At 54.7% G+C, this 12,391-nt stretch carries 12 protein-coding genes; 8 read left to right on the plus strand and 4 right to left on the minus strand.

Annotated elements, in window-relative coordinates; translation table 11 throughout:
• Positions 1 to 13: 13 nt before the first annotated feature.
• Positions 14 to 697 carry a uroporphyrinogen-III synthase gene (locus J4G78_RS09240; RefSeq protein ID WP_207986313.1) on the minus strand — a complete coding sequence of 228 codons (684 nt, stop codon included), beginning with the start codon at positions 695 to 697 and terminating at the stop codon, positions 14 to 16.
• On the minus strand, positions 694 to 1,653 hold the full coding sequence (gene hemC / locus J4G78_RS09245) for a hydroxymethylbilane synthase (RefSeq protein ID WP_207986314.1): 960 nt from the start codon (positions 1,651 to 1,653) through the stop codon (positions 694 to 696). Before hemC ends, J4G78_RS09240 begins: the two co-directional genes overlap by 4 nt.
• Before the next feature lie 41 nt (positions 1,654 to 1,694).
• On the opposite strand from hemC, the gene tsaD reads away from it, so the two are divergent.
• The 3 genes from tsaD to J4G78_RS09260 all read left to right on the plus strand — a co-directional run bounded on the left by tsaD (position 1,695) and on the right by J4G78_RS09260 (position 5,378).
• The gene (gene tsaD / locus J4G78_RS09250) at positions 1,695 to 2,729 is read left to right on the plus strand and encodes a tRNA (adenosine(37)-N6)-threonylcarbamoyltransferase complex transferase subunit TsaD (protein ID WP_207986315.1); all 1,035 of its coding nucleotides are present in this window, start codon (positions 1,695 to 1,697) and stop codon (positions 2,727 to 2,729) included.
• Positions 2,726 to 3,721 (plus strand): NAD(P)H-dependent glycerol-3-phosphate dehydrogenase, encoded by a 996-nt coding sequence (locus J4G78_RS09255; RefSeq protein ID WP_207986316.1) that lies wholly within the window; start codon positions 2,726 to 2,728, stop codon positions 3,719 to 3,721. The genes tsaD and J4G78_RS09255 overlap by 4 nt, the downstream gene beginning before the upstream one ends.
• A gap of 169 nt (positions 3,722 to 3,890) precedes the next feature.
• A complete protein-coding gene (locus J4G78_RS09260; RefSeq protein WP_207990573.1) occupies positions 3,891 to 5,378 on the plus strand; it encodes a lipopolysaccharide biosynthesis protein in 1,488 nt (495 codons plus the stop codon).
• A gap of 27 nt (positions 5,379 to 5,405) precedes the next feature.
• Here J4G78_RS09260 and J4G78_RS09265 read toward each other — a convergent pair whose 3' ends face one another.
• Positions 5,406 to 6,404, minus strand: a complete 999-nt coding sequence (locus J4G78_RS09265; protein WP_207986317.1) for an adenosine kinase — start codon at positions 6,402 to 6,404, stop codon at positions 5,406 to 5,408.
• Positions 6,405 to 6,510: 106 nt separating this feature from the next.
• Between J4G78_RS09265 and J4G78_RS09270 the strand changes: the two genes are divergently transcribed.
• Both J4G78_RS09270 and J4G78_RS09275 read left to right on the plus strand, forming a co-directional pair.
• A complete protein-coding gene (locus J4G78_RS09270) occupies positions 6,511 to 7,209 on the plus strand; it encodes an EI24 domain-containing protein (RefSeq protein WP_207986318.1) in 699 nt (232 codons plus the stop codon).
• A gap of 1 nt (position 7,210) precedes the next feature.
• A complete protein-coding gene (locus J4G78_RS09275; RefSeq protein ID WP_207986319.1) occupies positions 7,211 to 7,579 on the plus strand; it encodes a hypothetical protein in 369 nt (122 codons plus the stop codon).
• A gap of 7 nt (positions 7,580 to 7,586) precedes the next feature.
• Here the strand turns inward: J4G78_RS09275 and queG are convergent, their stop codons facing one another.
• Complete coding sequence (gene queG / locus J4G78_RS09280; protein ID WP_207986320.1) at positions 7,587 to 8,714, minus strand: tRNA epoxyqueuosine(34) reductase QueG; 1,128 nt, start codon at positions 8,712 to 8,714, stop codon at positions 7,587 to 7,589.
• 44 nt (positions 8,715 to 8,758) lie between these two features.
• Between queG and J4G78_RS09285 the strand changes: the two genes are divergently transcribed.
• The 3 genes from J4G78_RS09285 to J4G78_RS09295 all read left to right on the plus strand — a co-directional run bounded on the left by J4G78_RS09285 (position 8,759) and on the right by J4G78_RS09295 (position 12,370).
• Complete coding sequence (locus tag J4G78_RS09285; protein WP_207986321.1) at positions 8,759 to 9,727, plus strand: ABC transporter ATP-binding protein; 969 nt, start codon at positions 8,759 to 8,761, stop codon at positions 9,725 to 9,727.
• Positions 9,724 to 10,923: an ABC transporter permease gene (locus J4G78_RS09290; protein WP_207986322.1), complete on the plus strand. Its 1,200-nt coding sequence runs from the start codon at positions 9,724 to 9,726 to the stop codon at positions 10,921 to 10,923. Before J4G78_RS09285 ends, J4G78_RS09290 begins: the two co-directional genes overlap by 4 nt.
• Before the next feature lie 133 nt (positions 10,924 to 11,056).
• The gene (locus J4G78_RS09295; RefSeq protein WP_207986323.1) at positions 11,057 to 12,370 is read left to right on the plus strand and encodes a cytochrome P450; all 1,314 of its coding nucleotides are present in this window, start codon (positions 11,057 to 11,059) and stop codon (positions 12,368 to 12,370) included.
• Positions 12,371 to 12,391: the final 21 nt, after the last annotated feature.

Raw genomic sequence — 12,391 nt, forward strand, 5'->3', positions numbered from 1 at the left:
TCGATAAATATTTCTATGGGAGACATAGTCGCCCCGCCAGAGACAGTAAAGCATCGTCGGTTGGCTGCTCTGCTGCTTGCACGCTTTTCCACCTGCTTCCCGCCGCTTCTGCGATAGCGGGCGACAGCGCTACGATATCGTTATTCGACCGTTCGAGCTGCAGGCGATCCATCTCATCATTCAGAATTTTCGCGGCTCTCACAGAATAAAGCAAAACTACATGTCCTTGCTGCAAAGCGGTTTGCGCGCTCTCGCCCAGCGGCAAGGCAGCGGCCTGATAAACGCGGCGCAGAGTCAGCTTTTGTGGGGAAGCCGCTGTCTTGACGTGATCCTTACCGGTCAAACGCAAGATGCGCGGATAGCGATCAGGGCCAAGCGATTGCAATAAATCTTCCGCGCCGCCATTGCCAATATCGGTTACGGTAAAGCCCGCCTGCCGCGCGGCCATGGCAGTGGCGTCGCCAACGGCTAGTACCGGTAATTGTACATATTGGGATAACATGTCGCCGCCATATTTGACGGCATTCGCGCTGGTTAGCATCAACGCATCAAATTGTCCCGCAGGCGGAGCCGTCCACTCCATCGGTTCAATGATGAACAGAGGATCGGCTATGACCGACAATCCCAGTTTTTCGGCCCGATTCTCCGTTTCACGAGCACTATCAATCGGCCGCAAAATAACCAGCGATCGCTTCATCGTCCAAATATGGCTTTCAATTCCGCGCTGGCCTGGCCCAGTAATTTGCGAGCCAATCGTTTTGGCCCTGCCACATCGCCCATATCGAAATCAAAAGCGTCGCTGACGCATTCGCTGCCATCTGGCAGCAATATCTCTGCGCGCAAATGGATTCTCAGTCCTTCAATCGTTGCACTGGCGGCCACTGGACTATGGCAATCGGCGGTCAGTTCTTGCAGAAACAAACGCTCCGCCGTTACCGCACGAGACGTATTGGGGCAGGATATCTCTCTCACCACGCGGCGCAGATGATTGGAATCCGCCAATGTTTCAATACCTATCGCGCCTTGTGACGGCGCCGGCAGCATTATATCTGTGGAAATCTCGGCACCGATATCTGTCATGTCCAACCGGTCAAGACCGGCCGCAGCCAAAAGAGTGGCGGCAAATTCGCCATCTTCAATTTTCTTCAGCCGTGTTTGAACGTTACCGCGGATCAGTCGGATATCGAGATCATTGCGCCGACGCAGCAATTGCGCCTTACGCCGCGGTGACGCCGTGCCGACTATTGCCTCTTGCGGTAAATCATCAATCGAATCAGCGCCGATCAGCCGGTCATGGATATCCGCGCGCTTCATGATCGCGGTAATGGTGAAAATATCCGGTCGCTCGGTTTCAACATCTTTCATGCTGTGGACGGCGCAATCAATATCTCCGTCGCGAAGAGCCCGGTCTAATTCTTTCGTCCACAAGGCTTTGCCGCCGACATCCGCTAAAGCGCGGTCCTGTATTTTGTCGCCCGTTGCAACCATTGGAACCAATTCGACTTGATCGGGCCGCCAGCCATGAGCCGATAATATTGCTGAGGCCGCCATCTCTGCTTGCACCATGGCGAGTGGCGATTCGCGTGTGCCGATTCGCAAAGGCCGGTCGATGCCCGCCAATATTTCCTTTTTGGGGTCGCTATTGCCTGTCATGACCCTTGTCCTAATCGCACCATGGCTTAAGTTAAAGGAATATGAGTATAATTTTGGGAATAGAATCAAGTTGCGACGAAACAGCAGCGGCACTGGTCACGTCTGACCGGGAGATTTTAGCGCATAAATTGGCTGGACAGGAAGCGGCACACGCGCCGTTTGGCGGCGTCGTTCCTGAAATTGCCGCGCGTGCGCACGCCGAGATCATAACACCGTTGATTGAAGCGGCTCTTTCAGAAGCTGATCTGACTCTGGACGATGTGGACGCGGTAGCGGCAACGGCTGGACCTGGGCTTATCGGCGGCGTGATGGTCGGGCTGGTGACCGGAAAAGCGCTGGCCATGGCAGCGGAAAAACCTCTGGTCGCGGTCAACCATCTCGAAGGGCATGCGCTGTCCCCGCGCCTTGCCAATCCGGAACTGGACTTTCCCTATTTGCTGTTGCTGGCTTCTGGCGGACATTGCCAGATCTTGCTGGTTGAAGGTGTCGGGCAATATCGCCGCCTTGCCACAACCATTGACGATGCAGCCGGTGAAGCCTTTGATAAGACAGCAAAAATATTGGGCCTCGGCTATCCTGGCGGGCCTAAAGTCGAAGCACTGGCCAAAAGCGGTGACGCCGCTGCCGTGCCCCTGCCCCGTCCCCTCAAAGGATCGAAGGAGCCGCATTTTTCCTTTGCAGGCCTAAAAAGCGCGGTGGTGCGCGCCCATCAAAGCGGCGACCATAGGCCCGAAGATATTGCTGCATCCTTTCAACAAGCGACTGTCGATTGCCTGAAAGACCGCTTGGAAAAAGCGCTGCGCGATCACGGAGCGGTGCCCCATCTGGTGGTCGCTGGCGGTGTTGCGGCCAATGGCCCCATTCGCGCTATGCTGGAGCAGTTGGCGAGCGATCACGGCATGCAATTTACCGCGCCGCCCCTATGGCTGTGTACCGACAATGCCGCGATGATCGCTTGGGCTGGTGCAGAGCGTTTTGCCGCTGACTTGACCGATCCCCTTGATTTCGTCGCGCGCCCGCGGTGGCCGCTCGACCCAACTGCTGAAAAAGCCCGCGGGGCCGGAGTGAAAGCATGAGCGATAAGACAGCAAAAATTGGCGTGGTCGGTGCCGGTGCGTGGGGCACGGCTTTGGCGCAGACATTATCCGAGGGTCAGGACGAATTACTGCTCTGGGCCCGAGAGACCGAGGTGGTGGCACAGATTAACGCTGAACATGAGAACCAAGCCTTCTTACCCGGCTATCCAATGAGGTCCAATATACGGGCAACGCAGGATTTAGGTGAGCTGGCAAATTGCGAAGCCTTGCTGATCGTGACGCCAGCTCAGCATTTGCGAGCCAGTTTGAAAGCCTTGCCCGACACGGGTGCCACATTGATTCTGTGCAGCAAGGGCATTGAAGAAGCGACACAGCAATTGATGAGTGATGTCGTTCAGGAGGTTCGTCCCGATAATGATTTGGCGGTTCTTTCCGGTCCGACATTTGCCCATGAAGTCGCGCAAGGCCTTCCGACGGCTTTGACCTTGGCCTGCAACAGTGAGGATACCTGGCAGAATCTATACCCGCTTATCGCCAAACCCACATTTCGTCCCTATTTCTCAGACGATATTGTCGGCGCCGAAATTGGTGGTGCGGTGAAAAATGTCCTCGCCATCGGTTGCGGCGTTGTTGAAGGCGCGGGTTTGGGACAAAATGCCCGTGCGTCGATTATCGGGCGCGGATTTGCCGAAATGTTGCGCTATGGCGCAGCACGCGGGGCCCAGACTGAAACGCTCTCCGGTCTTTGCGGTCTGGGTGATCTGGTGCTGACATGCTCTTCGACCAGTTCCCGCAACTTCTCTCTGGGTAAAGGCTTGGGCGAAGGTCAGTCAGCAAAAAACCTCCTGGCCAATCGCGCTACTGTCGCGGAGGGCGCGTCGACAGCACCTGTTTTACAAAAAGACGCCAAGGCGCGCGGCGTTGATATGCCGATTGTCGATGCAGTTTGTTCTTTGCTTGCGGGCCAAACAGATGCCGGATCGGTTGTCGCGCAGCTTATGGGTCGCCCATTGGTATCAGAGCAGCGCTAGTACAAAAGATGACAAGCTGGGTGGAGTGGGGTAAAGCCCATCACTGCCTTTTTGGCGCGTTGTTTTGCGCGTAACTTTACCAGCCGGAGAGATATTTTTGACCAGCCCGGAATCCTCAGGCGCATCTTCCGGTACACCGGCAGAACCGCAGACGGGCAAGGCTTCTGGCATTGCGGCCGCAAGCGCGGTCGATCAGCGGGACGATAAAGAGGATATCGCGGCGCTCGCCAAAGGCGGCCGTACCAATATCTTCGGATTCCTGCTTCGTCTTGCGGCACGGCTTCCTTTTTTGTTCATTGCTGGGCGTATTTACGGGGCAGAAGCACTAGGGCGTTTCGCTTACGCAATATTGATTGTGGAATTTGCCGCGCAGCTTGCCACACTCGGCTTGAAGCGGGGACTTGCGGAACAGCTGAGCCGTACTAAGCGCCCTCACGTTCATGTCGTATGGGACGGCCTTTTGGTTAGCCTATTTGCTTCCATGCTGGCGGCAGTATTGCTCATTTTGGTCCCGCAGATCATGTTTCCGAACAGCGAAATCAATGGCCTCGACCGGTTTTTACCACTGGTGATTTTCACCATTGCAGGTGCGGATATAGCACTCGCAGCGCTGGCTTATCGCTATGATATCGCATCCACTGTGCGCGCGCGCTCTATTATCGAACCGTGGACGATCAGTATCGCAGCCTTTCTGTTTTCTTATTATTCGCTCAGAGACGGCTTGATCCTCTCTTATGTCGTATCGATGATTGCGGCATTGATTGCATCGCTATGGCCATTGTTCAAAAGCTATGGCCTGCCATGGGGTTGGCGGCCGCGACCACTCGCCATCGCTAAACTGGCCCGCCATAATATGCCATTGGCTGCGGCTGATGCAGCGGAATGGGGATCGCGGCGGCTCGACCTCGCCATCCTCGGCCTTTTCGCTTCCCCGGCCATCGTCGGCATTTATTATATCGCACAGCAGGTCGCGAGCCTGCCTCAGAAGCTCAAGACCAGCTTTGACCCCATTTTGGGCCCGGTCATTACCCGTAATCTAGAAGCCGGCAATATGAAGGCAATTGCTAATCAGGTCAGCCAGGTGGGTTTCTGGATCATCGCGGCACAAGCCGGCATCGCGCTGGCACTGGCGATACCCGGTGAGGCTGTCATGGGTCTGGTCGGACCAAATTTCGTCGGCGGGACCGGCGCTTTGGCTTTTCTTTTGGCGGCCGAGGCCGTCGCAGCTACCGCTGTCGTCAGTGAATCAGCCCTCGTCTATATCGCGCGGCATCGGAATCTGTTGATTTCGCTATCGATGCTTTTGTTGCAGGCGGCGTTGAGTGTTGCCTTCATCCAGATTTGTATGCGTCTGGGCTGGCCGCCGCTGTTCCAGGCCGCTGCCGTAGCCGCCGCACTCATGGTCGCGCTGGCTTATGCTTCCGTTGTGAAGGCAGTGTTTCTGTCAAAGCTGCTCCAGGCACCTGTCAACGGCTGGCGCTGGTCGCTGATCATTGCTGTCATGGTTGCAACTGCTGTCGGTTATCTCGCAACCTATCTGCCAGAATGGGCGGAGTTGATTATCGGCATCCCGATGATCTTGGGCAGTTACGCCTGGGTCATCTGGAAATGGGGTTTTGGGCCAGAAGACCGCAAATTGTTCAAGATGAAAAATTGAGGTGCTCCCCGCCCCAAGCGGAGCCTGTTAGCCCAGGCGCTGTTTCACCAACTCCCGCAAATCCGTTTCGGGCCGCGCGCCATAATGTGAAATCACTTCTGCCGCTGCAATCGCACCGATCGTCAAGCAATCTTCCATGGATCTTTCTTCGATATAGCCGCTGAGGAAACCGGCGGCGAATAGGTCGCCGGCACCGGTGGTATCGACTATTTTTGCGACCGGTTCAGCACCGACAGCATAAGTTTCGGTATTCTGGACCGCGATCGCGCCCTTTTCGCTGCGCGTCACGACCAATGTTTCAACCTGCGCCGCGGTTTGCGCCACTGCCGCATCGAAATCTTCGGTTTCGCACAATGATTTAATTTCCGCTTCATTGGCGAAAAGAATATCGATCATGCCGTCTTTGATCAGTCTGGTAAAATCATCGCGATGGCGCTCAATGCAAAAGCCATCAGACAGAGTGAAAGCAACCTTTCGATCATTTTTGCGCGCAATATCGATCGCCAGAGCCATAGCCGCTTTGGGCTCTTCAGCGTCCCACAAATAGCCTTCGAGATAAAGGATCGCTCCGCTTGCGATCAGATCGGCGTCAACTGCTGCGGGCGGCAGGAATTGGGAAGCACCGAGAAATGTGTTCATCGTGCGCTGTGCATCCGGCGTCACCAATATCAGGCAACGCGCCGTTGGTGGTTCTTTGCCGAGCGGCGGGACATCAAAATCAATCCCGGTTGCGCGGATATCATGAGTGAATACTTCGCCCAACTGGTCGTCGGCAACCTGTGCGATCAGTGCACATTGACGGCCGAGTGTCGATGCGCCAGCCAAGGTGTTGGACCCCGAGCCGCCACTAATTTCGCGCGCAACACCCATATCACGGTATAGCTGCCTGGCCCGCTCCGCGTCGATCAGGGTCATGGATCCTTTGCTGAGCTGCTCTTCTTCCAGAAACGCGTCATCGGCCTGCGCAATAACATCAACAATGGCATTGCCCACGGCAACAATATCGTAACGGGCTTCGGTGGTCATAAACATGTCCTTATATGCTGGCGAATAAGCGCTGTCCGTTACGGGTTCGGCGCGGCGGGTTCAAGCAGAATTGACCAGAGGCGCAATTTCGTGACATGGACCCAATATGATCAATGCGCTGCTTCTCTCGCTCGGCCAGCTATCAGACCGCCGGATATTATCCCTGCTTTTGAAAGTGTTCCTGATTTCTCTTCTGCTTTTGGCGGTCTTTGGGGTCGGCGCCTATTTCCTATTGTCATGGCTATTGTCTTTCGCCGCCTTTGATGGCGGAGGATTTGCGGCCGCGGCAGCCGCGGCCATCATCACGGTGTTGACCGCCATCTTCCTGTTTCGGGTCATCGCGATTTTCGTGCTCAACATTTTTTCCGACGATATTGTCGATGCCGTCGAAGCCCAGCATTATCCCGATCGTGCAGCACAGGCCAAGCCGCCAGGCTATGCGCTTGGACTCAAAATGGGTCTGGCATCGGTTGGCCGGGCGATTGGCTATAATATTCTCGCGTCACCCATTTATATCATGCTGCTCGTCACCGGCGTTGGTGCACCCATTGCCTTCTTCGCAGTTAACGCGATCCTGATCGGACGTGATTTACAAGACATGATTGCCGCTCGCCATGTCGATGATGTCGCGCGAATTCATGATGACTGGCGGCTAACCAAGCTGACCCGTTTTGCGCTCGGGCTGACCACTGCACTGTTGCTTGCGATCCCGTTTGTCAATTTTCTTGCACCGGTTTTGGGAGCCGCTATGGCTACGCATCTGGTTCATCAAAAACGTGAAAACGGCATCGAAAAGAGCAACTGACATGATCCGCAAGCTTATCATCCTATCCACCCTCCCTGCCCTCTCCGCCTGTGTATCGAGCGGTGCGGTTCAAACACCGGTCAACTTGCCTACTGCTGCGGAATCCCCGCTCAGCAATGTTCAGGGATTGGAACAGGTCATGGGCAAAACCGCCAATCAGTTAAAGCGCTTGTTCGGCAATCCCCAGGCAGATGTTGCGGAACCACCAGCACGCAAATTACAATTTTCCAGCGGCGCTTGTGTGCTGGATGCTTATCTCTATCCGGAGCAAAGCGGCGGCGAAGGACGCGTGACGCATATCGACACGCGCCGCAGCGATGGCGCGGAAGTGGACCGGGTATCCTGTGTCAACGCGTTACGGGTGCGTTAGCCCGCAGTTATTGAACAGATTGCCATTCGTACAACACATCTGAATCCCGTTCCTTTGGCAGCCGTTCGCCTTTTTCCCGCTCAAATCGATCGGCATCAAGCTGTGAAAGGGCCCAGATCGCAGATCCGCGCACGACACTGTCCGCGTCGTCCAGCAAGGCCGTAACCGCAGGAACCAAAGCAGTATCCCCGCTATTTCCCGCCGCGATCAGGCTGTTGCGAACCATCCGGTTACGACCCGACCTTTTGATCGGCGATCCCGAGAAAATCTGACGGAAGCTGGCATCATCCATTGCCAGTAAATCAGCCAATGCTGGCGCCGCCAATTCGGCGCGCGGCAGAAAGGCTTTGTTCGCTGCTGCCGCCTCAGCAAATTTGTTCCATGGGCACGCGGCCAGACAATCATCGCACCCATAAATGTGATTACCCATCGCCTTGCGATATTCTTTCGGGATCGAGCCTTTGGACTCAATCGTCAGATAGGAAATACAGGCTTTAGCATCGAGCCGGTAAGGTTCCGGAAAGGCGTTTGTCGGACAAATATCCTGACAGGCAGAACAACTGCCGCAGCGATCTTTACCACCGGACGACGGCGCCAGTTCCAACGTCGTATAAATCGCACCGAGGAACAGCCAGCTGCCATGGTCACGGCTGACCAGATTGGTATGCTTCCCCTGCCAACCCAGACCCGCTGCTTCCGCCAAAGGTTTTTCCATCACTGGCGCGGTGTCGACAAAAACCTTCACCGCGCAGTCGGCTTGCTCCACCAGCCAACGCGCGGTTCGTTTTAGCGCGCCTTTTACAACATCATGATAATCTTTACCCTGCGCATAAACCGATATCCGTCCGCGATCGGGTATGCCTTCCAAAGCAAATGGATCGCGCGCCGGTGCATAGCTCATCCCCAGCATCACGACTGATTTCACCTCGGGCCACAATATTGTAGGGCTGGAACGCTGGTCCGCTCGGCTCTCCATCCAGATCATGTCGCCATGCTGTCCATCTGCGAGCCAGTCCTGCAAACGCTTGGCCGTGACCGGTGCCAGAGCCGCAGGCGCGATGCCAAAGGCTGCAAAACCCTCTGCACGCGCTCTGCTTTCAAGCGATTTGGTCAATCTTAACTTGTCATCAGCCATAAAGGACTACTATCAATCAACGCGTCCCATTAGGAAAGCCGTAAATGACTTCCAGCGTACAAGTAAATATCCCCGAAAACGCAATTGAAGCCCATAATATAGTCAAAAGATTTGATGGTGAGCTGGCGGTTGATGGTATTGATTTGAAAATCAAAAAAGGCAGTATATTCGGCATATTGGGTCCGAACGGTGCGGGTAAAACCACCACTTTAAGAATGTTGCTCGGGATTATTGACCCGGATGAGGGCGAACGGTTCCTGCTCGGCTCCGATGACCCGATCAGCAAAGCCCATCAAGTTGGTTATCTTCCGGAAGAACGCGGCCTTTATCAGTCCATGAAGGCCTATGATGCGATTGCCTTCATGGGCGCGCTACGCGGATTACCATTGGCGGAAGGACGAAAACGCGGACGCCAGATGATGGAAAATCACGGTCTTGGCGATGCGATAGACAAGCAGATCCGGCAATTGTCCAAGGGCATGGCGCAAACGGTTCAACTGCTTGGAACAATTGTTCACGAACCCGATCTGATCATTCTCGATGAGCCCTTTTCCGGTCTCGACGCTTTAAACCAAGGGAAGCTGGAACGCTTGATCCGCGGACAGGCAGATAAAGGCGTAACGGTGATTTTCTCCACCCATGTCATCGCCCACGCCGAACGGCTATGCGAAGAAATAGCGATTGTCGCCAACGGTAAAATTCCCTTTACCGGCAAAGTATCTACCGCACGCGACCGGCTTCGCCCGCAAGTGCATCTGGAAACCCGCGACCTGGATGGTCCCTGGCGATCTGCGATTCCCACCGATTGTCAGCCGTTAGGGCATAACTGGCACTTTACACTTCCCGAAAGCGGTGTTGAACCGTTGCTTCGCGCTTTGATCGAGGGCGACGCGGGTATCCAGTCACTGTCGATTGAACGACCCGGCTTGCACGACGCCTTCGTACATATAGCGGGAGAAGCAGTCGCCAAAAAAATGGACGAAGACACTGCTATGGAAGGAGAGGCCGCATGATCGAGACCATCCGCGCCGCTTTTGTCATCGCCCGCCGGGATTTTTCCGCGATCATCTTTTCCAAGTCATTCTTCTTCTTTCTCTTGGGCCCCTTGTTTCCGCTGATTATTGGCATTGCCGCCGGCGGATTGGGTCAACAGGTCCGGCAAGATATTGATCGACCGGTTATCGGTGTAGCGTTGGAGGAAAATCAGGTCATCAAGCTGATGAGTGCACGGGATGCTCTAGCCAAGAATCTCGGCAATGGCAGCTTTCCGGAATTACTGGTGCTAACCGATGTCAGTCCGACAGATTCGGATATCAAGGCAAAGCTCGACACCGCGTCCAAACCGCTTACCGCCATTATATCTGGCTCGCTGGAAGCGCCGTTACTCACTGGATCAGAGCGCGATGTCAAACGGTGGAGCGGCCGCGTGGCGCAGCTTTCGGAGACCGCCTTGGCGGGATCAAATCCCGTCGCGGTAAAAACCGATTTTGTTGCGACAACCGGTAGTTCCAAAAAACGGACACAGATTGCAACAGCGCAGGGGGGGCAGATTATCTTGATCCTGCTCACCATGATCTTGGCAGGCATGGTCTTGTCCAATCTGGTCGAAGAGAAAACCAACAAGATAATCGAAATACTCGCCGCCGCCATTCCGATGGATGCTATTTTTCTGGGCAAGCTCTTTGCGATGTTAGGTATGGCATTGGTCGGCATCACAGTCTGGTCGACATTGGGCCTTATCGGCGTTTCCGTGATCAGCGCTGGCATCCCGGATCTCGCAGCACCGGCAGTTGGCTGGCCTTTATTCTGCATTCTAATGGTGCTTTATTTTTCCATGGCTTATTTGCTCTTGGGATCATTATTCTTGGGCATTGGCGCCATGGCGACAACTGTCCGCGAAGTGCAGACGCTATCCATGCCGGTAACCATGGGTCAGCTTTTGGTGTTCTTCCTTGCTGCGTTCACGGTCACGAAATTAGGCGAGCCGATAGAGTGGTTTGCGGTACTGTTTCCGTTCAGCTCTCCCTTCGCGATGATTGCACGCGCAGCGCAAATGGAAAATGTCTGGCAACATGGCCTGGCGCTCATCTGGCAAGCGATGTTCACTTTAATCATCATTCGTTTCAGCGTCATGTTGTTCCGCCGCAATGTCATGAAATCAGGCAATAGCGCGCGGAAGAAAAATCTGTTTGCGCGGATGCGCGGCTGAGTTTCGATGCAAAGAATCTCTCGCGATTCAAGCAATTTGACGAAATTCTGTTGACATTGCTGTCAATAAAGGCAGACTAAACGGGTTTTGAAACGCAACCGATTGCCAAAATGGGCAACGGCAGGAGAGAATCATGGCCACTAGTCCCGTCCTAAATGCATCAACCCTTACCACTTCCCCTACTGCCGCAGAGGCTCTGGAAGCGTGGTACAAAGAAAATCCACCGGTTGCGGATGCTAACCCCAATCCGCGTGATGTCAGCAAGGCCGATCTCTATAGCAAAGATTTGTGGCGCGCGCCCTTTGCCGAGATGCGCGCCAACGCGCCGATTAACAAAGTCGAGGATTCGGATTACGGTCCCTATTGGAATATCTGTGATCATAAGACGATCCAGCATGTCGAAGCACTGCCTGAGCTTTATTCGTCCGATGTCAATAATGGCGGCATAACCATCGCCGAAGAGCGCGATGATTCAGATTTCCAATTACCGATGTTCATTGCCATGGACCGCCCCAAACATACCGGGCAGCGCCGTACCGTAGCCCCGGCCTTCACACCGACCGAAATGAAACGAATGGAAGAGGAAATCCGGCAGCGGACGGCCGAAGTGTTGGATAGCCTGCCTTGGGATAAGGAATTTGATTGGGTCGACAAGGTTTCAATCGAACTGACAACCGGCATGCTGGCCATCCTTTTTGGCTTCCCCTGGGAAGACCGACGGTTGCTCACCTACTGGTCGGATTGGGCCGGTGATGTGGAGCTTTCACTGGCACCGGAACTGGACGAGCAGCGGCGCGTGATTCTTTATGAAATGGGTGCGTATTTCCAAAATCTTTGGAACGAGCGCGTCAATGCGGAACCGACGCCCGACCTGATTTCAATGATGATCCATAGTGAAGCCATGAAAGACATGGATCAGATGGAGTTTATGGGCAATCTGGTGCTGCTGATTGTCGGCGGCAACGACACCACCCGGAACACCATGTCGGGCCTTGCTTATGGACTCGACCAGTTTCCCGATCAGCGCGAAAAATTGCAACAAAATCCGGACCTGATCCCCAATGCAGTGCAGGAAATCATCCGCTGGCAGACGCCGCTGGCCCATATGCGGCGGACCGCAACCGATGATGCTGATCTGTTCGGACATCAGATCAAAAAGGGCGACAAGCTGATCATGTGGTACATCTCGGCCAACCGTGACGAGAATGTATTTCCTGATGCGGACAAGCTGATCGTTGATCGTGAGAATGCGCGGCGTCACTTGGCCTTTGGTTACGGCATCCACCGCTGTGTCGGTGCGCGGCTTGCTGAGCTGCAGATCCGCATCTTGCTCGAAGAAATGGCGAAACGACGCATGCAGGTCAATGTCACCGGCGATATCAAACGCGTTCATGCCTGTTTCGTGCACGGGTTCCGCAAGATGCAGGTCAAACTGTCCAAATATTGATAAGCCAAAAGCAACCGGTCA

It is taken from the genome of Parasphingorhabdus cellanae (assembly GCF_017498565.1).
Classification (GTDB): Bacteria; Pseudomonadota; Alphaproteobacteria; order Sphingomonadales; family Sphingomonadaceae; genus Parasphingorhabdus; species Parasphingorhabdus cellanae.

Excerpts from the sequence above, each read along its gene's own strand:
- queG (WP_207986320.1), bottom strand. The coding sequence starts at position 8,714 with ATGGCTGATGACAAGTTAAGATTGACCAAATCGCTTGAAAGCAGAGCG.
- J4G78_RS09295 (WP_207986323.1), top strand. The coding sequence starts at position 11,057 with ATGGCCACTAGTCCCGTCCTAAATGCATCAACCCTTACCACTTCCCCT.
- J4G78_RS09240 (WP_207986313.1), bottom strand. The coding sequence starts at position 697 with ATGAAGCGATCGCTGGTTATTTTGCGGCCGATTGATAGTGCTCGTGAA.
- J4G78_RS09285 (WP_207986321.1), top strand. The coding sequence starts at position 8,759 with ATGACTTCCAGCGTACAAGTAAATATCCCCGAAAACGCAATTGAAGCC.
- J4G78_RS09290 (WP_207986322.1), top strand. The coding sequence starts at position 9,724 with ATGATCGAGACCATCCGCGCCGCTTTTGTCATCGCCCGCCGGGATTTT.
- hemC (WP_207986314.1), bottom strand. The coding sequence starts at position 1,653 with ATGACAGGCAATAGCGACCCCAAAAAGGAAATATTGGCGGGCATCGAC.
- J4G78_RS09265 (WP_207986317.1), bottom strand. The coding sequence starts at position 6,404 with ATGACCACCGAAGCCCGTTACGATATTGTTGCCGTGGGCAATGCCATT.
- J4G78_RS09270 (WP_207986318.1), top strand. The coding sequence starts at position 6,511 with ATGATCAATGCGCTGCTTCTCTCGCTCGGCCAGCTATCAGACCGCCGG.
- J4G78_RS09255 (WP_207986316.1), top strand. The coding sequence starts at position 2,726 with ATGAGCGATAAGACAGCAAAAATTGGCGTGGTCGGTGCCGGTGCGTGG.
- tsaD (WP_207986315.1), top strand. The coding sequence starts at position 1,695 with ATGAGTATAATTTTGGGAATAGAATCAAGTTGCGACGAAACAGCAGCG.
- J4G78_RS09275 (WP_207986319.1), top strand. The coding sequence starts at position 7,211 with ATGATCCGCAAGCTTATCATCCTATCCACCCTCCCTGCCCTCTCCGCC.